22 protein-coding genes and 1 tRNA gene are annotated in these 25,317 nt (G+C 44.8%); 11 read left to right on the forward strand and 12 right to left on the reverse strand.

Annotated elements, in window-relative coordinates; translation table 11 throughout:
• Positions 1-5 precede the first annotated feature (5 nt).
• Complete coding sequence (locus ACO05P_RS12910) at positions 6-3,179, forward strand: UvrD-helicase domain-containing protein (protein WP_421751429.1); 3,174 nt, start codon at positions 6-8, stop codon at positions 3,177-3,179.
• A gap of 3 nt (positions 3,180-3,182) precedes the next feature.
• On the opposite strand, the gene kbl is transcribed toward ACO05P_RS12910, so the two are convergent.
• On the reverse strand, positions 3,183-4,376 hold the full coding sequence (kbl, locus tag ACO05P_RS12915) for a glycine C-acetyltransferase (protein WP_421751430.1): 1,194 nt from the start codon (positions 4,374-4,376) through the stop codon (positions 3,183-3,185).
• Positions 4,377-4,451: 75 nt separating this feature from the next.
• Here kbl and ACO05P_RS12920 point away from each other — a divergent pair, with 75 nt between their 5' ends.
• Entirely contained in the window at positions 4,452-5,141 is a 690-nt protein-coding gene (locus ACO05P_RS12920; protein WP_421751432.1) for a phospholipase D-like domain-containing protein, read from the forward strand.
• Here the strand turns inward: ACO05P_RS12920 and ACO05P_RS12925 are convergent.
• Genes ACO05P_RS12925 through ACO05P_RS12950 form a run of 6 tightly spaced genes read right to left on the reverse strand, consistent with a single transcriptional unit; the run spans position 5,138 to position 11,722 of the window.
• On the reverse strand, positions 5,138-5,554 hold the full coding sequence (locus ACO05P_RS12925) for a Fur family transcriptional regulator (protein ID WP_210760413.1): 417 nt from the start codon (positions 5,552-5,554) through the stop codon (positions 5,138-5,140). The two genes, ACO05P_RS12920 and ACO05P_RS12925, sit on opposite strands and share 4 nt — an antisense overlap.
• Positions 5,554-6,324: a DUF4625 domain-containing protein gene (locus tag ACO05P_RS12930; protein ID WP_421751433.1), complete on the reverse strand. Its 771-nt coding sequence runs from the start codon at positions 6,322-6,324 to the stop codon at positions 5,554-5,556. The genes ACO05P_RS12925 and ACO05P_RS12930 overlap by 1 nt, the downstream gene beginning before the upstream one ends.
• A gap of 47 nt (positions 6,325-6,371) precedes the next feature.
• Positions 6,372-8,309, reverse strand: coding sequence for a TonB-dependent receptor (locus ACO05P_RS12935; RefSeq protein WP_421754905.1), 1,938 nt, complete (start codon positions 8,307-8,309; stop codon positions 6,372-6,374).
• Complete coding sequence (locus ACO05P_RS12940; RefSeq protein ID WP_421751434.1) at positions 8,195-8,707, reverse strand: hypothetical protein; 513 nt, start codon at positions 8,705-8,707, stop codon at positions 8,195-8,197. The genes ACO05P_RS12935 and ACO05P_RS12940 overlap by 115 nt, the downstream gene beginning before the upstream one ends.
• Positions 8,676-10,001 carry an RIP metalloprotease RseP gene (gene rseP / locus ACO05P_RS12945; protein WP_421751435.1) on the reverse strand — a complete coding sequence of 442 codons (1,326 nt, stop codon included), beginning with the start codon at positions 9,999-10,001 and terminating at the stop codon, positions 8,676-8,678. The genes ACO05P_RS12940 and rseP overlap by 32 nt, the downstream gene beginning before the upstream one ends.
• A gap of 50 nt (positions 10,002-10,051) precedes the next feature.
• Positions 10,052-11,722, reverse strand: a complete 1,671-nt coding sequence (locus tag ACO05P_RS12950; RefSeq protein ID WP_421751437.1) for a hypothetical protein — start codon at positions 11,720-11,722, stop codon at positions 10,052-10,054.
• Positions 11,723-11,761: 39 nt separating this feature from the next.
• Here ACO05P_RS12950 and ACO05P_RS12955 point away from each other — a divergent pair, with 39 nt between their 5' ends.
• Complete coding sequence (locus tag ACO05P_RS12955) at positions 11,762-12,280, forward strand: acetyl-CoA carboxylase biotin carboxyl carrier protein subunit (protein ID WP_421751439.1); 519 nt, start codon at positions 11,762-11,764, stop codon at positions 12,278-12,280.
• Here ACO05P_RS12955 and ACO05P_RS12960 read toward each other — a convergent pair.
• The 4 genes from ACO05P_RS12960 to ACO05P_RS12975 form a co-directional block, all read right to left on the reverse strand.
• The gene (locus ACO05P_RS12960) at positions 12,277-13,395 is read right to left on the reverse strand and encodes a hypothetical protein (protein ID WP_421751441.1); all 1,119 of its coding nucleotides are present in this window, start codon (positions 13,393-13,395) and stop codon (positions 12,277-12,279) included. The two genes, ACO05P_RS12955 and ACO05P_RS12960, sit on opposite strands and share 4 nt — an antisense overlap.
• Entirely contained in the window at positions 13,395-14,840 is a 1,446-nt protein-coding gene (locus ACO05P_RS12965; protein ID WP_421751442.1) for an outer membrane beta-barrel protein, read from the reverse strand. Before ACO05P_RS12965 ends, ACO05P_RS12960 begins: the two co-directional genes overlap by 1 nt.
• An 8-nt stretch (positions 14,841-14,848) precedes the next feature.
• On the reverse strand, positions 14,849-15,400 hold the full coding sequence (locus tag ACO05P_RS12970) for an RNA polymerase sigma factor (protein ID WP_421751443.1): 552 nt from the start codon (positions 15,398-15,400) through the stop codon (positions 14,849-14,851).
• Between the two features lie 127 nt (positions 15,401-15,527).
• Positions 15,528-16,451: a PfkB family carbohydrate kinase gene (locus ACO05P_RS12975; protein WP_421751444.1), complete on the reverse strand. Its 924-nt coding sequence runs from the start codon at positions 16,449-16,451 to the stop codon at positions 15,528-15,530.
• Positions 16,452-16,542: 91 nt separating this feature from the next.
• Between ACO05P_RS12975 and ACO05P_RS12980 the strand changes: the two genes are divergently transcribed.
• Together ACO05P_RS12980 and ACO05P_RS12985 are read left to right on the forward strand one after the other, a co-directional pair.
• Positions 16,543-16,616 (forward strand) — tRNA-Asn (locus tag ACO05P_RS12980).
• A 126-nt stretch (positions 16,617-16,742) separates the two neighbouring features.
• Positions 16,743-17,552, forward strand: a complete 810-nt coding sequence (locus tag ACO05P_RS12985) for a UDP-2,3-diacylglucosamine diphosphatase (protein WP_421754907.1) — start codon at positions 16,743-16,745, stop codon at positions 17,550-17,552.
• On the opposite strand, the gene ACO05P_RS12990 is transcribed toward ACO05P_RS12985, so the two are convergent.
• Positions 17,500-19,857, reverse strand: coding sequence for a TonB-dependent receptor (locus ACO05P_RS12990; RefSeq protein WP_421751446.1), 2,358 nt, complete (start codon positions 19,855-19,857; stop codon positions 17,500-17,502). The two genes, ACO05P_RS12985 and ACO05P_RS12990, sit on opposite strands and share 53 nt — an antisense overlap.
• Positions 19,858-19,927: 70 nt before the next feature.
• Here ACO05P_RS12990 and ACO05P_RS12995 point away from each other — a divergent pair, with 70 nt between their 5' ends.
• The 6 genes from ACO05P_RS12995 (at position 19,928) to ACO05P_RS13020 (ending at position 25,187) form a co-directional block, all read left to right on the forward strand.
• Positions 19,928-20,587 (forward strand): metal-dependent transcriptional regulator, encoded by a 660-nt coding sequence (locus ACO05P_RS12995; protein WP_421751447.1) that lies wholly within the window; start codon positions 19,928-19,930, stop codon positions 20,585-20,587.
• Positions 20,584-21,489, forward strand: coding sequence for a metal ABC transporter solute-binding protein, Zn/Mn family (locus tag ACO05P_RS13000; protein WP_421751448.1), 906 nt, complete (start codon positions 20,584-20,586; stop codon positions 21,487-21,489). Before ACO05P_RS12995 ends, ACO05P_RS13000 begins: the two co-directional genes overlap by 4 nt.
• Complete coding sequence (locus ACO05P_RS13005) at positions 21,486-22,325, forward strand: metal ABC transporter ATP-binding protein (RefSeq protein ID WP_421751450.1); 840 nt, start codon at positions 21,486-21,488, stop codon at positions 22,323-22,325. Before ACO05P_RS13000 ends, ACO05P_RS13005 begins: the two co-directional genes overlap by 4 nt.
• Positions 22,309-23,595 (forward strand): iron chelate uptake ABC transporter family permease subunit, encoded by a 1,287-nt coding sequence (locus tag ACO05P_RS13010; protein ID WP_421751451.1) that lies wholly within the window; start codon positions 22,309-22,311, stop codon positions 23,593-23,595. Before ACO05P_RS13005 ends, ACO05P_RS13010 begins: the two co-directional genes overlap by 17 nt.
• Complete coding sequence (locus tag ACO05P_RS13015) at positions 23,592-24,443, forward strand: metal ABC transporter permease (protein WP_421751453.1); 852 nt, start codon at positions 23,592-23,594, stop codon at positions 24,441-24,443. Before ACO05P_RS13010 ends, ACO05P_RS13015 begins: the two co-directional genes overlap by 4 nt.
• Positions 24,444-24,560: 117 nt before the next feature.
• Positions 24,561-25,187 carry a 2OG-Fe(II) oxygenase gene (locus ACO05P_RS13020; RefSeq protein WP_421751455.1) on the forward strand — a complete coding sequence of 209 codons (627 nt, stop codon included), beginning with the start codon at positions 24,561-24,563 and terminating at the stop codon, positions 25,185-25,187.
• Positions 25,188-25,317: the final 130 nt, after the last annotated feature.

Consider the following 25,317-nt stretch of genomic DNA (forward strand, 5'->3'; position numbering starts at 1 on the left):
CCTCTATGCACGAACGCTTCCTTATTTACAATGCCTCAGCCGGTTCGGGAAAAACCTTTCAACTGGTGCGCAATTATTTAAAGCGTTGTTTGAGCACTAAAGACGCAAAGCGTTTCATGCATATCCTGGCCATCACCTTTACTAAAAAGGCAGCCGGTGAGATGAAAGTTCGCCTCATCAAGCAATTAAAGCTCTTAAAGTCCTATCCAGACATTGAAGCGGGAGATCGGGCTTATGCCGAGGAATTAGCCGCTGAACTAGCGATTGATCCTATCGAATTAAAACACCGAGCTAGTGCAGCTTTATCCGGCATTCTGCATCATTATGCGGCCTTTAATGTGTCTACCATCGATAGTTTTACCAATCGCTTGATTCGCAGCTTTAGCAAGGATCTTAATATTAATGGTCATTTTCAAGTAGAGCTAGATAATGATCGCATCCTCGAAGAGGCGGTAGACCGTCTTTTGGATGAATTGGAGGAGGAAGGACCTTTTACAGAAGTTCTGCGTCGCTATATCCGCCAACAGCTCGATGATGAAAGTGCATTTGACAGTCGCCGACTTCTCATTAATCGCGGAAAGGAGTTGTTTCAAGAACGGGCCTTTCCCTATTTGGAAGCCTTAAAACAATTGGAACCTGAAAGATTACTAAGTATAGAAGAAGCATTGCGCAAGCGATTAAATCAGTTGAAAGGGCTTTTTCGAAAATCCGCAAAAGATTTTCTTCAACGATGTGAAGAATTAGACTTGGCAGGGGAGGACTTTAGAAGGGGAGGCTTATATTCTTGGGTTCAGGCGATAAGCCAGGCTGACTTCAAGCCTTTTACCAAAACGCAAATTGAAACTTTTGAAGAGAAAGGGCCTGAGCATATCCCATCTACCAAAGGGAAAAAGAAGGCGGCTTTAAATGATGCCAATATACTCCAAGAGCTTTATGAAAGAGCAAAGAAAATCAAAGACTTAGAGGAAGATAGTTTCGAGGAATATTGGGTTTTAGACCGAGTTCTTAAGGGCATACATGCCTTAGCGCTTTTAGGAGAGATTGAATTGCGAATAGACCAGATTAAGGAAGAAAGTGGCCGAATGCCCATTGGCGATTTCAATAAGATTATCTCCAAAGAACTACGAGAGCAACCAGCGCCCTTCCTTTACGAACGTTTAGGGGATCGTTTTCAAGACTTTTTTATTGACGAGTTTCAGGATACCTCACGCTTGCAGTGGGAAAACCTCTTACCCCTTTTAAATAATGCTCTGGCTTCTGAAGGCAGTAGCACTATGATTGTGGGAGATGCCAAACAAAGTATATATCGCTTTAGAGGAGGTGATCTGCAATTGTTTGTGGATCTTTTTAGCGATAAGGATGCTAGTAATAAGGTGGCTGGTCGGGAGCTCTACCAAAGAAAGGTGGTTCCCATGGAGCATAATTGGCGCTCGCGCTCAGGCCTGGTGGATTTTAATAATCGCTTTTTTGAGACCTTAAGTGCTGAGCTGCCCAATGCCGAGTACCGTGAGATTTATAAACAGGGCAAACAAGTGCCCGCAAAGGCAGAAGGAGGCTATATAAGTCTGGAGCTTTTAGACAATAGGCCCAGCCCCGAAATGGAGGACGAGGCCTTACTAAACAGGATAAACGATTTACTTCAAGCGGGTTATCGGCAAAGAGATATCTGTCTTTTGTCTAGAAGCAATAAAACGGGACGCAGAGCCGCCAAATTTCTTTTGGAACAAGAGGCGAATTTGGCCTTAGCTCCCGGAGAGGCCCTGCAAATTCTATCCGCCGATAGCCTTTTAATTGGCGCTTCCGCTGAAGTGCAGGCCATTATTTCCTTTTTGGAGATGTCGGAATTCCCAAAGGATAAGGAACGTCGTCGGGCTTGGCTAGCTTTGTTTGCGGAGCGTTTCTGCCCTCATGGTCAAGACCCGCATGATTTCAGAAAGGCCTGGTCTGAAAAGAATTTGAAAGAGATAGGGGAGGCATTAAACAACTTGTTTGGTTCTTTTGATTTTGACCAATGGCAGGCCCAAGAGCTTTTGGAAAAATGCTATCAACTGATGCAGCTTTTCGAAATGCCCTGGCAAAATGATCCCTATTTGCAATTCTTCCTGGATCAAATTCAGGAGTATCAAAGCCATAGTCGTCCGGTTACCGCGGAGTTTTTGCAATGGTGGCAGGAAAGTGGTTCTGAGAAAAGTTTGAGTATTCCGGAAGACACCAATGCCATACAGATAATGAGTGTGCATAAAGCCAAGGGCCTCGAATTTCCGGTGGTGATCTACCTTTCGGCTTATGGCGCCTTGCAAAGCGGAGGTGGTTCTACAAATCCTCGCGCCTGGGTAGATTTGGAACCAGAATCCTTTGGCCTCTCGTTTAGCTTTATCGATTTGGTAAAACCGCCAATCCCTGAATTTCAGCCGCAGTATACGGCTTGGTATGAGGAGGAGCTTTCGCGGATAATGATGGATAACCTCAATATTTATTATGTGGCTTTTACCCGGGCCGAGCAAGAGCTCCATATTATTAGTCAAATGCCGTCCAAGACCGGAAATCAGCAGAGTTTAGAAGCGTTTTTATGTCGTTATTTTGAAGCTGATGAGCCGGGAATTTATGAGATAGGCAAGCGACAAAGCCTCGATTGGGAAATTACGGAGCATAGGGGCATTGAACCGAAACCCTTTAAAGCTTTGCCTTGGATGGAAAAACTGGAGCTGATCAGTAATGTGCCAAGGCACTGGCAGCATGATAAATTAGCTGATGCTCGTTGGGGAACCAAAATGCATCAATTGTTGGCACAAATTCGAAAAGCCAGTGATCTGGAGCAGGTATTAAAAAGAGCTCAAAATGAATCCTGGCTGGATGAAGATGATTTAAAGAAGCTAAAACCCCAGCTGGGTAATTTACTGAATCATAAAGACTTAAAAGAACTCTATGCTCCAGATGCTAAGGTTTATAATGAAAGAAGCATATTAGTTCCCGGGCAAGGAAAGCGGATTCCCGACCGTTTGGTGTCCTTAAATGAACAGTGGTACCTGGCCGATTACAAGACTGGGGCTGAGTTAGCGGCGCATCAGCAGCAGCTGCAAGACTATGCGCAACTTCTCAGGGAAGCCGGTATAGAATTACAAAAAGCAGTACTCATTTATTTAGGAGAGGAGCTAAAGGTAGTAAACCTAAAGCTCTGATAATCATTTTAAAACTCCAAGCTCCTTGCCTACTTTGGTAAAGGCGGCAATGGCACGGTCTAAATGTTCTTGTTCGTGAGCGGCACTTAATTGTACGCGAATCCGGGCTTGACCTTTAGGTACAACGGGGTAAAAGAAGCCAATCACATAGATACCTTCCTTAAGGAGCGCATCAGCAAACTGCTGTGAAAGGGCCGCATCATAAAGCATAATGGGAACAATGGCAGAGTCTCCGTCTTTAATATCGAAACCTGCTTCGCGAATTCCTTTTTTAAAGTAATTCACATTATTCTCCAGCTTATCGCGTAATTCGGTGGTTTCGCTTAAAAGATCAAATACCGCAATAGAGGCACCTACTATAGCTGGGGCTAGAGAATTCGAGAATAAGTAGGGACGAGAACGCTGACGCAATAAATCGATAATCTCTTTACGACCGGTGGTAAAGCCACCCATGGCACCACCAAGAGCTTTTCCTAAGGTGCCGGTAATAATATCTACTCGACCCATTACATTATTGAGTTCATGGGTACCGCGTCCGGTTTTACCGATAAAGCCGGTAGCATGACATTCGTCTACCATTACCAGTGCATCGTATTTTTCGGCCAGATCGCAAATTTTGTCCAATTGCGCCACATAGCCATCCATACTAAATACCCCATCGGTTACAATAATTTTGAAACGCGCAGTTTCGGAAGCGGCCTGCAATTGTTTTTCCAGGTCTTCCATATTGTTGTTTTCGTAGCGATAGCGAGCGGCTTTACATAAGCGAACTCCATCGATGATAGAAGCATGGTTAAGGCTATCGGAGATAATGGCGTCTTCCGCACTTAAAAGCGGCTCGAATACGCCACCATTGGCATCAAAAGCCGCTGCATAGAGTATGGTATCCTCAGTTCCGAGGAAGTCAGCGATCTTTTGCTCGAGGGTCTTATGAATATCTTGAGTTCCGCAAATAAAGCGCACCGAAGACATACCGAAACCATGGGTATCCAAACTGGCTTTGGCCGCTTCAATTACTTTAGGATTTGAAGAAAGACCGAGGTAATTGTTGCTGCAGAAATTGAGCACCTTTTGGCCACCCTGCACGGTAATTTCAGCGCCTTGTTCGCCGGTGATAATGCGTTCGCGCTTGTAAAGTCCGTCAGCTTCAATTTGTTGAAGTTCTGCTTGTAAGTGCGCTTGTAGTTTACCGTACATAGTTTTTCATTTAGGTGAGGCCACAAAGATAAAAAGCATGCCCAATGACCGCACGCTTTCTGCTAATTTAGGCGCATGAATAGCCACCTTAAGAATCTGGAGCAAGAGCTATTGCTCAGTCTGGAAGACCTGATTTTATCGCGCAGTGAAAAACGCAGCATAAAAGCCTTACTGGCTGCTTATGACTTAAACCCTCAACAGCGCGATTGGTTGCTTAGCCGGGTTCGAGATTTTGCCATGGATCGAGCAGAGGGCACTAAAATGGAATTGATCCTGGGCTGGTTTTACGAATGCGTGAAACTTTTAAAGGAACCCTCGGCGACAGAGCCTACTCATGGCCGGGCCTATTTTAGTCCGGGGGAGGACTGCCGAGATGCTATTCTCAGTCAATTAAGATCGGCCGCTCACAGTATTGATATCTGTGTCTTTACCATCAGTGATAATATTATTCGGGATGCGATAGTTTCGGCTTATAAAGTGGGGAAGCGCGTTCGAATTATCAGCGATAATAATAAGAGTGAGGATATGGGTTCCGATATTGATTTTTTACATCGTATAGGGCTGCCCATCTTGCTCGATAAAACCGAGGATCACATGCATCATAAATTCGCGCTCTTTGATGATAAGGTACTGTTAACGGGCAGTTACAACTGGACCCGCTCGGCAGCGGAGCGCAATTATGAGAACCTTATATTAAGCGAAGACCCTGCATTGCTGAGGGCCTTCCGCTTAGAGTTTGATCGTATTTGGGAGCATTTGGATTAGGCGCAAGCCCGGCAAATACCATGAATTAAAACCTCGGTGCTTTCTGGGATAAAACCCTCTGGCACGGCAATTTTAGGTAAGGTATTTTCCTCCAAACAATAGGTCTGATCGCAATTGTGGCATTTGAAATGCAAATGCGAATCATGATGATGCTCCGGGGAGCAAGATCCGTGGCAGTAGGCGTATTTCACCGAAACTACATCATCTGGAACCTTGTGAATAAGACCCTGCTGTTCGAAATCTTGTAAGGTGCGGTATAAGCTGGCGCGATCGAGTTTTCCCTCAAAGGCCTGACTTAGTTCACTATGTGAAACAGCCGCTTTTTGCTGCATCACAAAATGGAGTACCTGAATACGGCCCAGCGTTCTGCGCAGGCCATGGGAGCGTAAGATTTCTTCAGCTGTATCTGTCATTAAATCACTTCAATTTCGGCGGTATAAATACCGTAGTTTCCTTCTGAATCTTTGGCGCTAATGTACAATTCATAATGGCCAATCTCAGCGCTAGAGGGAATGCTGATACTAAGGCTTCCTAAATCAAAGCTGAGGTCGGAGCCTCCATCCAGATCCTTATCAAAGGAGAAAATGGTGCTGGAATAACTTTTATGGCTATGCTCGGTTTCTTCGCGCACTTGAATTACTATTTCGGCCAGATCGATATTGTCGGTCACACTACCAGTAAGATTAAAGCTTTGACCCTTAGTAATTTGGAAGCCTTGGGAGAAATCAGGATCGGTGATACTAATTTGGGGTTCGCTGCCATTGCGAAGGACAAAATCCAGCTCAGCGAATTCAGATTCATTTCCAGCCACATCCAATAGCCTTAATACAAGATGGTAGGGTCCGGCGGTTACCGGATCAGGAGCTTGCAGCGTCTTTGTGAAGGTGGTCTGAGTACCGCTTAAATTGTGAACCTCACTTAAGGTCCAGGTGCTAGATACTTTCCCATGACTATGGCCATCAAATACATCGTGTAGGTCTAGTTTAATTTGACCTAAAGCTTCATTGTCAGAAGCCTCTACCGCCAGGTTAAGGGCTTCTGCAGCATTGAATTCTAGATCATGATCTTCTCCATTTAAGGTGGCCGAGAGGATTACTGGAGCGCTTAGATCTTGATTGTCAGAATCATCAGAGCAGGCGGCGCCAAGGATTAATACGGATAGGAAGAGAGCAGTTTTACGCATGTGTTTTTATTTTGCGCAAACATATTGCTTTTACAACAATGTTGCAATTAAAAAGAATAAGAAATGCCGGCTACTATATTTCTGCCTTGTTCTGGTAGGTTTAAAATGCGGTAACGCGAGAGGTGTCTCAGATAAAAAGTATCGAAAAGATTGTGCACGGCTAAATGCACTTGCAACTGCTGTTCCCCCCATTTTAATTTGTAGGCGGTTTGCAGTCCAAAAAGATGGTAAGCTGGACTGGCCTTTTCATTGCGATCCGTGCGATTTTGGGCGAAGGTATAACGCCAATCAGCCGAAAGGTACCAGCTTTTTGCCTCCCATTTTAAAGTACTAAGGTTAGACCAGGGTGGACTAAAGGGCAGAGGCAATTGGGTATTGAGATTTCGATTGAGCAGTAATTCACTGGCATTACTCCAATGCAATTGTTTCCAGGGATGCCAGTCCCAATAAAGCTCGGCCCCGCCTTGTAGAGCGGGTGCTTGCTGATATTCATACACCTGGCCGGCTTCCGGCAAATTGGAAAATCGGGCGGTGGGCCGCAGGAAGAGCATATTCTCGAAATAGTAGAAATAAGGGCTTAGTCGAATTAACCATTCTTCATTCTGATATTCAATCAGGCCATCCAATTGCCAGGCGATTTCCGGATTGAGGCCAGCATCGCCAACTTCATGTCTAAAAGTACCATGGTGCACACCATTAGAGCTAAGCTCCGCGATATTCGGCGCTCGGAAACTGCGGGCCAGATGCAGTTTCAATTGCCAGGATTCGCGCAGGATATAGGAGAGGCCAAATGCAGCAGCTAGATTAGAAAATTGGCGATCTATGGCCGGAGAGCGCAGCACCAGGCTATCAATATTATTCCACCAACGAGTTATACCCTGGGGAGATTGATGTTGGCGGTATTCCCAACGCAGGCCGCCATCCCAAAAGAGATTGCTTTGAAATTTACCCTTAGTCAGTACATAGAGCCCGGATTGATAGGCTCCATACTCTGGGATTAAAAATTCGAAACCACTTTGATGATTGCGTTGATATTGCTGAGCAATTCCAGCGACGAAATCTTGCTCTAACCAATGAAAGCGATAACGCGCATTGGCTTGTAAGCTGTGGAGCTTAAGTCCTAGGGCCAGATAGTCATTACTATCCAGTTCGGCAAAGCCATGAGCGTGGGGCAAGCTTTTTTCGGCCCGGTCATTAAATTGATACCCTGCTTCAATTTCCAGCCAATGGTCCCCAATTTTAATGTTTTGCAGGGTATAGGCTTTGTAATGCTGAATTTCCTGGCGTGGTAAATCAATATTGCGGGTTTCCCCGATATTGCCCACGTCAAATGCTCGAGGAATACCGGTTGCCCCGGGATACATGCCTTGCTTCTGATCATAAACAGAGAAGCTGTAACGAGCGCGGTATTGATTGCTGTTCCAGTTAATATTCCATTGTGCGGATTGTTGTTCGCCTGCAGTGTTTTTTAAGGTGTTATCCGTTATAGGGAGAATGTAACCGTTGTAGGTGAAGCTTTCAGCAGGCACTCTAAAGTCGCTGTAGCGCTTGCGGCTTAAGCGTAGGCTAGTGCTGAATTTATCTTTTCGATAGGCGCCATGTACCGAGTTTCCCCAAGTCTGATTATTGCTGTGATAAACGCTCTGCAGTCCGCCAGACCAGGTTCTTTCCGGCAGGTCTTCAGCCAATAGTCTCAGGGCACCTGCCAGGGCATCACTACCGTACTGAAGCGCAGCTGGTCCTTTGATCAGTTCCATGCCTTGCACCTGGAAAGGGTCGATTTCTAAACCATGATCCAAACCCCATTGCTGACCTTCTTGCTTTATTCCTTGATCGATAACCGCCACCCGGTTTCCCATAAAGCCGCGGATTACAGGTTTCGAAATCCCTTGACCGGTATTAAGAGCATTGATTCCCGGCATTCGCTCCAATATGGAAGCCAAATCAATTTGGGAAGCTTGCTCTTCTTCTTTGGGATGCAGAATGAGCATTTCTGAGAATACTTTTTTCGACTTTGATTGAGGAAGCCGTCTTCAATGAGAAGCTCATCTAACTCAATCCTACTGGGGATCATGGCGAGAATTATACTCTTCTCTTCTGGAAAATGTAAATCCCGATCTTCGGCCAGGTAGCCTTCTTTTTCGAAGTGTAAATGATAATGCCCGGGCAACAGCTCTATTTGGATATGACCACTGCTGTCGCTAAAGCTGAATTGTTCCGTTTCGTGAATGGTAAGACGTACGCCTGCTAAGGCCTCCCCTTTGTAAAGGTCTTTGAGCTGTACTTCTAATTGAGCTTCCTGGGCATAGGCATTCCAGCCCCAGAGGAGGAAAAATACTAAGCCTAGGGCCCTATTTAAATAAGCCGAGTATATCGTTACCATTGGCCAGTACGATTAGCGCCAATAAGATGAAAAAGCCTACCATTTGCGCATATTCGAGCACCTTATCCGAGGGTTTGCGGCCGGTAATCATTTCGATTAAAACGAATACCACATGGCCTCCATCTAGGGCTGGGATAGGCAATATGTTTAAGAAGGCCAGCATAATGCTTAGGAAGGCAGTAATGTTCCAAAACCATTCCCAATTCCATTCATTAGGGAATTGAGATGCAATTGTGATAAAACCACCCACTTTTTTATAAGCACCAGTGCTGGGGGTGAAAATCAATTTTAATTGGCGGATATAATCCTTTAAAACACCAGTAGTTTTGTTCCATCCTGCGGGAATAGCTTCAGCCAGGGTGAATTTTTGACTTTCTAATTGGAAGTATTTTTTCAGCTCAATCTTATTCTGAGGCGCGATGCCAATTTTCCCACTCTCGGGCACAGCTACTGAGATATTCAGATATTCATCACCACGTAAAAGACCTAATTGAATGGTATCGCCAGCATATTCGGGGATAATGTCATGGATCATATCAGCCGTAAGGTTCTCTTGATCATTTACAGCTTTAATCCAATCCCCAATTTCAACACCCGCATCTTTAGCAGAAGAAGTATCACCAAAAGCTTCAATTACAAAGGGAAAACGCAAACCAACAATTTTGCTTTCTCCTTCTAAAAGCTTGGTTTTATCATTTGCATCAACCTGAATTTCCATGGCTTCACCATCACGGATAATGCCAATGCTGCTTTCACTTAAAACTAGCTCTTTATCAATCTCATTAAACCGAGTCAATTGTTTTCCATCGACACTAACTACTAAATCGCCTGTCTCCAGTCCAATGGCCTTTCCTTTTTCGCCCACCATTAAACCTTGCTCAATATTTTTTATAGGTAAAACTTCCTCACCGTAATACATTAATGTGCCGATGTAAATCACTATCGCCAAGATCACATTTACGGTTACTCCACCTACCATAATGATCAATCGCTGCCAGGCCGGCTTTGAACGGAATTCCCAGGGTTTGGGTTCTTCCTTCATTTGGTCCGTATCCATGCTCTCATCGATCATCCCGGCAATCTTCACATAGCCGCCAAGGGGAATCCAGCCGATACCGTATACCGTTTCTCCAATCTTCTTTTTAAAAAGAGAGAACTTGTAATCAAAGAAGAGGTAGAACTTCTCCACCTTGGTTTTAAAGATCTTAGCGGGGATAAAGTGCCCTAACTCATGCAGAATAATCAGCAGGGATAAGGAAAGTAAAAATTGAGATGCCTGTATAATGATTTCCATCGAGTGTTTTCAAAATTTCGGAAGCAGCAAATCTACCAATTCCTTATGGTTCAAGGTTCCATTTCGAGCAAGAGCTCTTGGGCCTTTTGCTTCAATTTAACATCCGCTTCATCCTGGGCCATGGCTTCAAGGCTGGAGCGTAATCTATTTTTACCACCTGGCCTTAGGGACGAGAACTTTTCCAGTCCCAGTTTTCGGAGCTCCGGGTCTTCGCTATCCAGCGCTACACCTACTACTGTAGTTAGCAATTTGGGCTGGGCGCTTTCCAATAATTTAAGTAAGGCCTGGCGGCGAATATCAGGACTCGGACCTTGGGACAGATCATAAAGTAAATAGGTTAAGGGACGGTTTTCGCGCCAGCTAATCAAACCCCAGGGGTCTGGGTCAAGATATAAGCTTCGGGGGGCTTCCACAATTTCAATAAAGAGCGTGTCTTGCGGCTTCAAGTTGGCTTTAATATTGAATCTTTGACTATCTGCTTGAAAGCTAAGCTGACCTGCTATTTCAGTAGGGAGGTTTAAATTGCTATCGGCAAATTCAGTGTAGAGGTAGAGCCGATTTTCGCGGGCCATCAAACGGTAGTTAATATCAATTACCAAGGCCTTTCGCGAGTCTTGAAAAAAGCGCGCTTTAGCTATTTCAAGAGAATCCATAGGGTTAAGACTCCTGTTGGTATCTGCCCAACTTAAGCCCTTGCTCTCAAGGTAATAAGTCATGTAATGATTCCAGAATAAGGAGTTTTCGCTTTCTGCAGTTTTGTATTTAGTAAGTACTACATGCCACTCTTCTGGGCCCAATTGCTCCTTCCAGAATTGAGCCCAATGCTGTGGCCAGTCCTGACTAAAATATTCTTCCAAAATGGCAATCTGGATAGCCTGATGATTAGCACTTCCCTTGAGATCCTCTTTTTTAGGAAAGCTTGGAATCGCGGTAGAAGCTTTTAATTCGGAAAGGGCCAGCAAGCCTTCGCGGGTAAACATCCACTCTTTTTCGCGGGCTATATAATGGATCAAAGCCTGATGGCGATTTTGAAAATCCTCGATCTTTTGATCTTCCAAAATCTTGTTTTGATCCGCCAGGTTTTCTTGAACATCATCCAAATCAAAATGACGGAAATCGCCCAAAGCCAAATAAAACTCGCTCATTCGGATAGCTTGCTCAGACTTTAAAAAGAGCGATTGCTGCAATTCCTTTGATACCTCAAATTCCGCCTTTAAGGGAGACTCCAAACGCAGGTTTTCAGGCATAGAAAGATTTAAACGGATATACTGTCTTTCATCATTTGCAGGTGCGGGAAATAGCTGTCCCGCATCACCATTTGCAGCAGAAGACTCTATGTTAAGGGCATTAAGAACGATACCCGGATTAAGCAAGGCGATAAAGGCAGAAGCTTCAATACTGGACCAGTCGATTCGGTAGTGGATGTAAATTCTGGCTTTAGAGTCGGCTTCCGCCGGAAGGCGAACACAAAGATGATCTCCTTCATAATTATAAGGAAGGTTTTGTTTTAGTCGGCCTTCACTGAGTCGCACTTCCAGGATAGTTGCTGAGCGTAGGATATAACAAGACTCAGCCCGATTAGCCGGGTAAATCCAGGCTTCCAAATTTTGACTTTGGCCTTCTTGATAACGCCAGTTTAGCTCCAAACTGCCTTCTTGTGCAGATAGACTTAGAGTGTAAAAGAGAATGAATAAAAGGGCCCAAAAAGCAGATCGATGCATGGCTTATGCTTAATTTAGCTGATGCAAAAGTAGGCGATCATGGCTAGTGAAAAGTATCAAGTAAAAGTCAATGACCAGGATTATAAGGTTGAGGTAGTTCCGAACAGTGGTGAAATCCGCATGAACGGTATGCCTTTGGAATTAGACCTTAAGGGTGATGCCCGCAAAGGTTTCCACCTTTTAAAAGATCAAAAGAGCTATCAAATTCAAATTTTGGAAGCGGACTATGACAGCAAAGAATTCTTAATTGAGGTGAATGGTGAAGCTTATCCCGTAAAAGGAGCAGATCGTTTTGATCTCTTACTTAAGGATTTAGGCATGGAGCATTTGGCCAATGCGGCGGTTAATGACCTCAAAGCCCCAATGCCAGGCTTGGTATTGGATATAAAAGTTCAGCCAGGCGATACGATTAAGAAAGGGCAAGCTTTATTAGTGCTGGAAGCCATGAAAATGGAGAATGTCCTGAAAGCGGAAAGTGATGCCGTGGTAAAAGAAGTGCGTTGCGAAACCGGGCAAGCCGTAGAAAAGAACCAGATTTTAATTGAGTTCGAAGCCTAGGGATAGGCTACTGCAAAACTTCCGAAGATGTTATTAACCTGAAGGGTAGATCCATCTGCGCTTTTAAGGATGGCATCACCCAAGAAGCTAAAGCGTTTATGCTTGTGGCTGGATGCGGCGGCATCTAAATATTCACCAAGGGATTCAATTTCAAAATAACCCTGAGCATTGGGGTAAGAGCTGCTGTACATCTTACCATTCTGGTCGAAGTATTGCAATTCTACCGTGGCTAAATTGTGAGCATTGGGAACCCGGTGACCTTGTTTGCGGTAGTCGATATTGATATCGCAAGTGGGACTGCCTGGGAGCACTACTTTTTCGATTACCTCTATACCACCAGATTCAAATTCGATCTCTGCTTTCACACGGTATCCGGGCTGAAAGCCTATCACTGAATGAGTAAGGCTATAGCCACTTCCGGCATTTTGACCGGCGATTTGCCAGTTTACCTTCTTCACATTGCCAATGCGGCTTTGAACCTCGGCCTGTAATTCAGAGTTGGTGCTTTTCAAAATATAGAGCTGCGCCTTTTCGCTTTGTCCGGTATAGATGGTATGCTTAACCGAGGGAGTGCAAGACAAGGGACCCTGGCTTTGCATTTCTACGCTAAAGTTATTGTGGCTTTCTTTACTAATACCAAGTACACTGCAGCTATCGCCATAATAACTGCTGTTCGGAGTTTTCCACATTAAGGGGATATGTCCGTTCACGGTATCTGCCGCGAAGAAGTAATCGTAAATACCAGGCTGCACAGTACTTCCACTGGGGTCGCAATAAGGTAATGGTCCTTGTTGAAGGGCAGAACCTGGATCCGGAGAACTGGTATTTGCAATGATTTCTGAACCTCGAATAATGATTTGCAAAGCTCTTTTTAATTGAGGCGTGTCTGCCGCTAGAAGGCCCTTCATCAGTAAAACGGAATCTTCTACCTCGTAGCTGGTATACATCTGATAGGAGTTCTCACCGGCTTTTAAGTTTAGAGGTAAACCATCGAGGGTAGCATTGATGTAAAAGCGTGGACTTTCACTAAAACTGGTCTGACCCATGCCATCGTCATCCTTACAGCTGGTTAAAAGAAGTGCCGTAATCCCGAGTAATCCGAATACCTTTTTCATTAGTTCTTAAATAAGAGGTATCGTAGTTGGAGGTTGGCCTGACCGGGACGGTGGTCAGCGGCAAAATTTTGAGCTTGGTCTTGGGTAATGTCGTTGAGCGGCAGAGCATAGCTTAAAGCAAAGCTCAAGCGATCGGAGTATTGAAATTCGTAGCTCAGGCTGGCTGAGAAGTTCACCGGAGCAAAGCTGTTCATAGATTGATTGTATTCTTTATGCTCAACTTTTGGATCTTGCTTAAATACGGTAGTGGTTTTGGTTTCATCCATTCGCACCGAAAGGAGAACATCCGTATTAAGGCCTAGGCCAAAGCTGTGTTGTGAGTTCAGTTTATACTGATAGGAAACCGGAATGCGGATACTTTGCAAGCTCTTATAATGGCGTTGTGTTTGTACCTCGGTGCGTCCCAGGCCAAAGAAGGTGCTATCGTGCATGGTCTCTAAACCAATATCACCACTCTGAGTATAGATAATTCCAGTGCGGATGGAGGAAATTTTGTTCCAGCCGTATTCGTATTCCAAACCAGCGCTAAAGCCGGGACTACCCATTTTACCATTTAAGGCCTGGCTAATTACGGGGCCTCCGCTAGCGTAAATTTTAGAGTAGGCTTGAGGAATATAAGGTTCGATTACTGGCTCTGCCGATGGAAGATCCTGCATTACAAAATGACGAGGGGCTAAATCAGCATCCAGGTTTACATTCATTGGATGTAAGTCGCTTGCCTGTAAATTGGGATTAGGCTCAAGGGTTAAAGCTTGAACTGCTGGACTGGCTTCTACCGGAGTAGCACCCATTAGTACTGCGCGATCATCTTGAACATAAGCCAAATCCTGGCTTTCAATTGTATTTCCGGTAGTTGAGGCACTGTTGTTGCTTAAGGCCGGGGCATTGTTTTCAAGGGTCTCCGCACCTTCGCTGATAGGCATTTCCAAAGTTTCGGCGGCCACAGGGCTTTTCCCTTCAGGGCTAGTTTCAACAATACTTTGTTGAGGTAATACCGCTTCTGGTTCAAATTGATTCGCCTGGTTTTGGAAAAGCAATAGGCTACTAATTCCGGCAGCGGCTAAAATTGCTGCGGCACTGCGCCAGTAAAAGGCCAGGGGTTTGCGTCCTCTTTGGTCGAGAATGGCTTCCATTCGCGCCCAGTTATCAGGATTATAGGCAAACTGAGATTGACTAATTTTTTTATCGAAGAGTTCTTGTAACTCAGAATCAGACATGCCATGCTCTGGCCCCATTTCTTCTTCGAGGGCTTCCCAGTTGGCAGGATTAAAGGGGAAGGAGGCTTGAGCCAATTTGTCGCGGAAGAGTTTTTTAAATTCTTGCTCTGACATAGGTTCACCGGGATTCGACATTTGCTCAAATGCTTCCCAATTGGCCTCATTGAACTCAAAGTTCTGGCCTTCCAGCTTTTCTTCAAACAGCTTTTTTAGATCCTTTTCGGTCATTACTGCTCTTAGGCTACGTTGTCTATTAAGTTACGCATCATCTCTTGCAATTTCTTGCGGGCACTGCTGAGATGCCATTTGCTGGTTCCTTCACTCATCCCCAGCTTTTCAGCAATTTCTTTATGGTTGTATCCATCGATGATGTAGAGGTTAAAAACCTTCTGACTCACCGGCGGAAGCTTTTGTACCAAGGCTAATAATTCCTCGGCATCAAAGCGCTTTTCGGCTTCATTGTAGTCCATTTCACTGAGTGAAGCCAGTTGCATGGGCTCTTCCACATAATCCACTTTCGAGCGCTGATTTTTTCGGTACTCATCAATCGCCGTATTGATGGTAATCCTCCGAATCCAGGCTTCGAATGGCACTGAGCTGGAGTAGGACTCCAGATTATTTAAAATTTTAAGGAAGGCCTTATTCAACAGAAATTCAGCATCTTCCTTATTCCTTTCATATCGAAAGCACACAGCCATAAGTATCCCGTAGCAGAGCTTGTAGAGCTCATACTGGGCTTTCCGCTCACCGCGGATGCAACCTTCCAGCAAATGCTTTTCGATGTTCATGGATCCCAATTCTTCCGGCTAATTTATTGAATTTAAAGGGTTTTGCCCTCGGTTCAATAAAAAACGCCATTCCCCGGGAAAAGAATGACGTTTAATCTTGTTGATAAGTTGGGTAAGATTCTAAGAATTAAGACATTTTCATGTCGAAATCTGTTAATCTGATGAATCGCATCACTCGATCGTGAAGATCTCCACGGTCCAAATCGCGCAATTTATGGGTACCGAACTCTTCCACGCAGAAAGAAGCCAAGGCGGATCCGTAAATAATTCCGCGTTTCATGCTATCAAAACTTACTTCATCCGAATCGCAAACATGGCCAATAAAACCACCGGCAAAAGTGTCGCCCGCACCGGTTGGATCATATACTTCTTCAAGAGGTAGAGCTGGTGCATAGAATAATTCTTTGCCATGGAACAGCAGGGCGCCATGTTCCCCTTTCTTAATGATCAGGTATTTAGGGCCCATTTCAAAAATCTTGGCCGCGGCTTTCACCAAAGAATATTCGCCACTTAATTGACGGGCTTCTTCATCATTAATGGTAAGGAGATCTACTTCCTTTAATACCTCTTTTAACTCGGGCATCGCCACATCCATCCAAAAGTTCATAGTATCCATTACTACTAACTTTGGGCGTTGCTTCATTTGTTTTAAGACCTTCATCTGAATGGCCGGGGTTAAATTTCCCAGCATAAGGTATTCGGCTTCGCGCGCTTTTTCAGGTAAAATGGGGTCGAAATCTTCCAGAACATTTAACTCGGTCGCTAAAGAGTCGCGAGAGTTCATATCATTATGATATTGACCCTTCCAGAAAAAGGTTTTGCCTCCTTTTACACGTTTTATTCCATCGGTATCGATGCCTTTGGAACGCATTAAGGCTAATTTTTCTTCCGGAAAATCCTCTCCGATGATAGAAACGATGGAAATATCTTTACAAAGATTAGAGGCAGATAAGGAAGCGTAAGTCGCTGATCCTCCGATGATTCTACCGGACTCTCCGAAGGGAGTGATTAATTCGTCAAAGGCAACTGTGCCTACGATTAAAAGACTCATAAAAGAAGGCTTAAAAATTTTGCCGCAAATATTGTGTAATTTATCGGAAGGTGCTAATATTGCAGCCCTTTTATGAGGGATTCACAACAATGCTTCCTTAGCTCAGTTGGTTAGAGCATCTGACTGTTAATCAGAGGGTCCTTGGTTCGAGCCCAAGAGGGAGCGCAAAAAACAGCGAAGGCGTCTAGAAATAGACGCCTTTTTTTATGCCTTGATTTTCAAATGCCTACTCTGTTTTTCCTTTTTAAATTCAAAGGCTAAGGATTGCGGGCATTGCCTATCTTCGCTGCCATGCAATTAGAGCCCGGTAAAAAGATATACTTCGCCAGTGATTTGCATCTGGGTGTGCCCGACTATGCTTCGAGCTTAGAACGTGAAAAGCACTTTGTGAACTGGTTGGATCTGATAAAGTCAGATGCGGCCGAGCTTTTTCTGGTAGGCGATGTTTTCGATTTTTGGTTCGAATACCGCAAGGCAGTTCCACGGGGTTTTGTTCGTCTCTTGGGTAAATTGGCAGAAATCAGTGATGCTGGAATTCCCATTCACCTTTTTACCGGAAACCATGATATGTGGATTTTCGATTATCTGCCACAGGAAATTGGCTTAAAGCTCTATCGCGAACCCCTTGAAAGGGAATGGAATCAGAAGCGCTTTTTTATTGGTCATGGTGATGGCTTAGGACCCGGAGACCATGGCTATAAGTTTATAAAGAAGGTTTTTAAAAACCCTTTTTTGCAATGGTGTTTCGCTCGATTGCACCCAAATCTTGGGATTGGTTTGGCTGATTACTTTTCACGCAGCTCCAGAGCTAAAAGCGGTCCTAAAGATGCCGTCTTCCTGGGTGAGGAAGAAGAATGGTTGGTGATCTATTCTAAAGAGATGCTGGAAGAAGCGTTTCGTGATTATTTTGTTTTTGGTCACCGTCACCTGCCCTTGGATATCCAGTTAAATGAAGCGGGGAGTCGCTACATTAATCTCGGAGATTGGATTCAATATTTTACCTACGCTGTGTTCGATGGGGAGCAAATGCGTCTCATGGAATATCCGCTTAAGGCAGAAAGTCCAGGCTTATGGACAGATAATAAGTCCGCGGTAAAATAGGGCCATATATATAAGTCGCATCGCGCTCCGGGCCTTGAGGGAGATCACTTTGAAAGGCATTTGTGAGGTTTTTCACCCCTAATTTAAGAGCGCTTTCCCATTTTTTTGTTTTCACCAATTTGTATTCCGCGGCAATTTGCCAATCCAGAAAGGAGGGGCTTTTGGTGAGTTGCAATTCTTCGCTGATTGGATTTATAAGTCGGGCTAAGTACATAGGGCCGGTAAAGTTTAAGGCGGTGCTGTAGGTCCAACTCGTATTGTGCTTATAGGCAAGACTTAGATATCCGTAAAGGTTGGGACTACGTAAAAACACATTTGTACTTAGGGACTTGGTGTCACTGGCATTGTCCTGCCATAAGGTTTGTGCTTGCGAATACAAGGATTGCTGCGCGGTAAAGGATGCTTGCCATTGCCAACCGCTGTGCAAGGCTGCTTGATACTCCAGGTTCAGACCACGAACAGTTGCTCCTTCTCCATTGCTTTTCGTCTGAACGGCAGTGCCATTGGGAAGGGCTTGTCGATCGACTAATACAAAGGGTCTTGCTAAAAGGGTGTAGAATCCGGAAAGAAGAAACTTATGTTCTGCATTTTTGCTGATAATCAAATACTCAGCAGAGGTATTAAAGCTGTGGCTCTCTTCTGATTTTAGGTTTTCATCCAACTGAATAAAAAGGGCTGCACCACCTACGGTTTCAATATGCAAGTCTTCATTAAAAGCCTGTGGAATGCGATAACCACGGGCGTAGGAAGTGCGAAATTGCCAGGATTCATTTAAGATGTACTGCAGGTTTAAGCGTGGTGACCAATTAAGGAAATTGGAATTTTGCTGAATTTGGGAGGAAGCTAATAGGTAGTTTCCGTTAAGATTACTGATATCCAAACGAATACCGGCTTGCAGTTTCCAGTGTTCATTTAGGTCATATTGACTTTGCAGATAGGTCCCCCAGGTATTTAGTGCTTGTTTAATATGGCGCTCATAGCCAGGCATTTCTTCATCTACCAAATTGTATTGGTATTCGCTACCAAGGCTTAATTGCCATTTGTCATTGAAATTTTGATTAATCAAAAAGCCTCCAATTAAGGTATAATCCAAGGCATTGCCATAGGCATTTAGGGCCAGGAGGTCATTCTCGGAAATACTGTCTCCAGGCGGAATAATACGTCCACCGGCTCCATAATAGCTGGCTCTTTCCGTGTTCTGAGCGGAAGTGTAAATGGAGAGTTGTCGCTTGCCATCAGCGGAAAGCTGCTCATAAGCTAATCCTCCGCCCATGATTTGATGTTCCAATTGTTCGGCTATTTGGCTTTGATGCGGTTCCAGATCGAAATCGCTGCCTCCACGGCGGAACTCAGTAATATGGAAGAGGTCCAGGGACCACTTACTGCGCATATTGGGCTTCCAATAGGAGTTAAGGCCTAAGGTCTGATTACGAAGACGGGTTATTTCAGAAAAGCCGTCTTGGTTGGCATCCCAATCCTGACGCTTGCGATTAAAGGCAAAAATATTGAAGCCAAAGCTGAGGTCTTCTGCGGAGTAGCTGCTGCCAATACTATGGCTTTGTTCCCAAGCTTCACCATTTAAAGCTTGAACCTGACTTTGAAGGTGGAATCCATTTTCCACAGCTTCTTTGGTAATAATATTCACGGTGCCTCCAATAGCATTTCCGCCATAAAGAGCAGATCCGCCCCCTCTTACCACTTCTACTTTTTCAATCATGGAAGCAGGAATCATTTCCAGGCCATATACGGCCATCAGGCTGGAGAAAATTGGGCGTGAATTTAGAAGAACCTGGGAGTAAGCCCCATCCAGGCCATTGATTCTTAGTTGGGTAAAACCGCAGTTCTGACAATTGTTCTCCACCCTTAAGCCCGGGCTGAACGACAGGCCTTCGGCCAGGCTCAGTGCGGCTACGCGATCGAAGAGCTTGCTATTTATCGTTTCAACGATTACGGGCGACTGATGTCGCTTAATAGCTTGACGGCTGCCACTCACTACAACTTCTTCCAAACCTAAGTGGTCTTCTTGCAGTTGGATGTCGAAATGCCGGGTTCCGGCTTTAAGCTTATGAACTTGACTAAGATAGCCGACATGGCTGAATTCTATGATTAGGCCTTCTGCAGGAATTTTGAGTTCCAATTGATAATGGCCATCTGCATCTGAACTGGTGCCAATGCCTAAAGACTTTATCTGAACATTGACCTTTTCTAAGGCTTCGCCAGATTTGTTGTGGATATGACCACTAATAAATTGGGCAGAGACTTGGACGCTGCAAAAAAGTAGGAATGAGAGAATTGCTGTTCGCAAAAGAAAAATTTTAGGCAAATCTAAAAATGATTTTTTATACTTTTGAAAAAATTTTAGATTCCCTTTAAAATTGGAAATAAGCTTAACCGAAGAGAATTATCTCAAAGCCATCTTTTTTATCAGTGGCATGGAAGGTAATCTGGTAAATACCAATGCCATTGCAGAGCGTCTCGATACAAAGGCTGCAACTGTGACCGATATGTTGCGTAAGCTCAAGCAGAAGGAACTGATACATTACCAACCCTATAAGGGCAGTCGGCTCAGTGAAGAAGGGCAGGTTCTGGCTATCCGAATTTTGCGAAAACATCGACTATGGGAAACTTTCCTGGTTGAAAAGCTAGGTTTTGGCTGGGAAGAGGTGCATGAAATTGCGGAACAATTAGAACATGTTCGTTCCCAAAAACTCACAGAGCGATTATCTCAGTATTTGGGGAATCCCCAGTTCGATCCCCATGGCGATCCTATTCCGGATGAGAGAGGGGTTTTTCCCATGCGCGAAAACCTTACTCTGGATAAAGCCAGTGCTGGTGAACAGGTTTTAGTAAAGGGAGTAAAAGACAGCTCACCGGATTTCTTAAGCTATGTGGCAAAACTGGGTATTCGCTTGGGTGATGAAATGCAAGTAATTCAGATTGAGCCTTTTGATTCCAGTGTTTTAGTAAGTCACCAGGGGCTGGAGTTTCGACTTTCGGCCATGGCCTGTTCCAATATTTATATTTCGAGGATATGAAAGTTTGGTGGCCTTTGCTCTTTGTAGCTTTTCTCATCTCGTGTGAGGAGGCACCTAATAGTAATAAATATCAGATTGTCTGTACAACAGGAATGCTGGCCGATATGACTACGGCCCTTTGCCAGGGTATAGATTCTCTGGATATTCAGGCATTAATGGGACCCGGAACGGATCCTCATTTATATAAGGCCAGTCAGGCCGATGTGTTTGCCTTAAGTCGAGCGAACCTTATTGTTTTTAATGGTTTACACCTCGAAGGGAAAATGGCCAAACTCTTTCACAAGCTCCCGGAAGGTCGTGTTTATCCTGCGGCCGAAGTGCTTTCGGGAAATGATTTAATAAATGCCAGTACCTATCAGCAAGCCTATGATCCGCATGTGTGGTTCGACTTGAGTTTATGGTCAAAAATCTGTAGTGGCTTGGAGGATAAATTGCAGGAGAAGCTACCGCAGCACAAAGAATTAATCGCAATTAATGCCGAAAAGTACCGAGCGGGACTCGCGAATCTTCACAATTGGGCTCTTAAAGAATTGTCGCAAATACCTAAAGAACAAAGGGTTTTGGTAACTGCCCATGATGCTTTTAAGTATTTCGGTAGAGCCTATCAGGTAGAGGTGAAAGGCTTGCAAGGGATTTCAACCACAGCAGAATTTGGCCTGCGAGACATCAGTGATTTGGCGGAGTTTATCAGTAGCAGGGAGATCAAAGCGGTATTTGTGGAAAGCTCTGTATCGCCCCGTGCCATTGAGGCAGTTCGCGAAGCGGTGAAAAGAAAGGGCTGGGATTTGGAAATGGGAGGTGAATTGTATTCCGATGCCATGGGACCTCCCCAAAGTGGAGCTGATCATTTCTTTGGCATGTTCCGGTCTAATGTAGAAACCATTCTTAGTGCATTGAAATGAGTGCTGATAATCAATTGAGTAAAGACACGGTATTAGAGGTGCACAATCTAAGTGCCAGTTACAATCGCAAACCGGTTTTATGGGATATTGATTTCCGATTAAAAGGAGGTCAATTGATTGGAATTGTAGGCCCCAATGGTAGTGGGAAAACCACTCTATTGCGAAATATCATGGGCTTAATGGAGGCCGATAGCGGTTATGTGCGCTTATTTGGACAGGAACTTAATAAGGTGCGCCAGCGGGTGAGCTACGTTCCGCAGCGTGAATCCGTAGATTGGAATTTCCCCGTATCGGTGCGAGAAGTGGTGGAAATGGGAAGGTATCGACCTTCTAATTTGATGCGACGCTTGCAAAGAACGGATCAGGATTTAGTGGACTTGGCTTTGGAAAAGGTGGGAATGCTGGAATATGCCGGACGACAAATTAGTCAGCTTTCCGGCGGTCAGCAGCAAAGAGTATTCTTAGCGCGCTCTTTGGCTCAGAATGCGGATCTCTACCTAATGGATGAACCTTTCGTAGGAGTGGATGCCGCTACCGAGGACGCTATATTAAAAGTGCTTTCCGATCTACGTGATGCTGGTAAAACGGTGGTTATCGTGCATCATGATCTGCAAACCGCGTATCAATATTTTGATGCTATGGTTTTGCTTAATACCCGTTTGGTAGCCTATGGCGCTAAGGATGATGTGTTTACCCGCGAGAATCTTCAGGAAGCTTATGGAGGTCGGTTAACGGTGCTTTCCAAATTATCGGATCTGATTGCCCGTTCAGAGTTTCCGGTTCGTGAGAAAGGTTTCAAAGAAAAAAGTGGCGAAGGAGATGCAGCAAGCAAGTAGCTGGATAGTTGATAGTAGTTTAATTCTGGTGGCTGCGGGAACTTTTCTTTTGGCGGTGTCTGCCGCCGTTGTGGGGTCTTTTACCTTTTTGCAAAAACGTTCCCTGGTGGGTGATGCGGTTGCTCACTCCATCTTACCCGGAGTAGCAGCGGCCTTTTTGTTTTCTGGCAATAAAGATCCCTGGTGGTTAATGCTGGGTGCTTTGCTTAGTGGCTGGTTGTCGCTGAGCCTGATGGATTTTCTAAGTCGAAAAACCAAATTGAGTCAGGATACAGCCATTGCCACCGTGCTCAGTGTCTTTTTCGGAGTAGGCATTTTACTCCTCACTTATATTCAACATTTAGAGAGTGGGAATCAAAGTGGCTTGGATCAGTTTCTCTTTGGACAGGCGGCAGCCATGAAGAGCCGAGAACTCTGGATTTATGGTGGACTGGCGGTAGTACTGATTGTTTGTACCCTGGTCTTCTTTAAAGAATTTAAGCTCCTCAGCTTTAATCCAGACTTCGCTCAAAGCCTGGGTTTGCCGGTGCGAGGTTTGCGTATTTTAATGAACAGCCTGATGGTATTGGCCATCGCCTTAGGTATTCAGGCCGTAGGGGTAGTTTTAATGGCAGCTTTATTAATTACGCCTTCGGCTGCAGCCCGGAATTTTACCGATCGGCTCAAAGCCATGATAATAATCGCCGCTTTAATCGCAGGCTTTTCAGCATTATTAGGCAGTGCTATTAGTTTTAGTGCGAAGGGAATGCCTACGGGCCCCTGGATTGTAATGTGCCTATCGATAATCGCGCTTTTATCGCTCTTACTAGCGCCTAAAAAAGGAATGTTGGCAAGGATGCTCTTACAGCGCCGACATCAAGAAAAAATTAATGATGAAAACCTGCTCAAAGCTTTTTACCATTATGGTGAACGTCATGCTAATCTGGCCCAATGGATTCACTTAAATGATTTAGCGGAGGTGCGGGATTTTGCAGAAGAGGATCAGTCGAAAGTATTAAGAAGACTTATTCATAAAGGCCATTTACTCCGAAAGGGGGAGGCCTTTCAGTTTAGTAGGGCAGGTTTGGATGAGGCAAGGAGAGTGGTGCGTTTGCACCGACTTTGGGAGATGTACCTTAGTCAACGCCTACGCTTAAAATCGGATCATATTCACCCCAATGCCGAAACCATGGAGCATATTATCTCTCCGGAGATTGAAGCGCAATTGTTAGAAGAGCTGGATTATCCCGATAAGGATCCACATCAAAGCCCAATACCCTATCGCTCATGAGTATCGAAGCCTTCTACATCATTTTAACCGGAGCTTTGGTAGCTGCTAGTTCGGCTTTATTGGGAAGCTTTTTGGTCTTGCGAAGAATGGCCATGTTGGGCGATGCTATCTCTCATGCGGTATTGCCGGGCATTGTAATTGCCTTTTTAATTTCGGGTCATCGCGAAAGCTTAAGCCTATTAATTGGCGCCGCCGCTAGTGGTTTAGTGGCCACCTTTTTAATTGAACTTCTCCATCGCAAAGCCCGCCTGCAAGAAGATGCTTCCATTGGGATCAGCTTTACCTGGCTTTTTGCGATCGGAGTTTTATTGATTAGCGCCTATACCGGGCAGGTTGACCTGGATCAGGAATGTGTTCTTTATGGCGAAATTGCCTACGTTCCTTTGGATCAAATAAGTTTTGGGGGCTTGTGGACAGGACCTCGACCGCTGCTGATTTCGGGTGCTTTGTTTTTGCTGACCCTCATCTATATCCTCGTTTCCTTTAAAGGTCTTAAGCTGCTATCCTTTAATGAGGATCATGCGAAGTCATTAGGGATTCGTACTCAGCTTTGGCATTTCAGTTTTATGGCCATGGTTTCCTTGGTTACCGTTTTGGCTTTTGAGATAGTAGGTGCCATTTTAATTGTGGCTCTGCTGGTTGTGCCTGCGGCAACGGCCTTTTTGTGGACACGATCCTTGCTACCGATGTTAATCCTGGCGGTGGTATTGGGAATTGCTGCATCCGCGGGCGGTTATTACCTAGCTTTAGGTTTAAATGGGAGTATCGCCGGAGCCATGGTTACCGTTGCCGGTGTGTTTTTGGCGGTCACTGTTCTGGTTAAAGTAGTAGTTCGAAGGACAGCATGAGTTTAGGGTCTTGATTTGCAGTAAATTGCTGTTCGGAATTCGGGCCTTTATTTTTTCATTGCCTATGTTTCTGGCGTAAATTACCGAATTATATTTGCCCGCTTTTTTTGGGATTGAATGAACTATGCGCAATCCTCCCTGGAGGAGGTAGCCGATGCTCTCGCTGAGCAGGAGCTGGTGATTTTGGATCAGTTTTTAAGTCAGCAGGAAGTAGATGCTCTACTCCGGGCCTTCGATTATCATGCCCAGGAGGAAGACTTTAAAGCCGCTGGCATTGGAAATACCTATCTCTATACTCAGGATAAAAGTGTCCGTTCGGACCGTATTATGTGGCTTTCGGATAATCCTGAGAAGGATGCTCTCGCAGATTTCAAAAAAAGAATCGAGGCACTAATGGCTGATTTAAACCCCTTGCTTTTTCTGAGTCTGAGGGATGTTGAGATGCACCTGGCCGAATATGCACCCGGTGCTTTCTATGAAAAACATGTGGATCAATTTAAAAAGAATGGTCACCGTATTTTATCCTTTGCTTGCTATTTAAATAGCGGCTGGCAGGATGGCGACGGCGGTGAGCTACGGGTTTACCAAGGGGACCACTATTTTGATGTAGAACCTCTGGCTGGTCGATTGGCTTTGTTTAGAAGCGACACCGTAGAGCATGCAGTTCGTCCGGCAAAGGCTTTACGCCGCAGTATTACGGGCTGGATGCTGGATAGACCTATTGATTTTCCCATTCAAGATTAATCCCGGCTTTTTTATATCTTGTCTAAGTGCTTAATGATCAGTCAGCTATAAGGGCTGAGCGAAGAGCCGAAAAAAATCGAGGAGAGGGCTATTTTTTCCTTGTTTGAAAACCTCGATAATGCATATTTGT

This window comes from Croceimicrobium sp. (assembly GCF_965228705.1).
In the GTDB taxonomy this organism is placed as follows: domain Bacteria; phylum Bacteroidota; class Bacteroidia; order Flavobacteriales; family Schleiferiaceae; genus Croceimicrobium.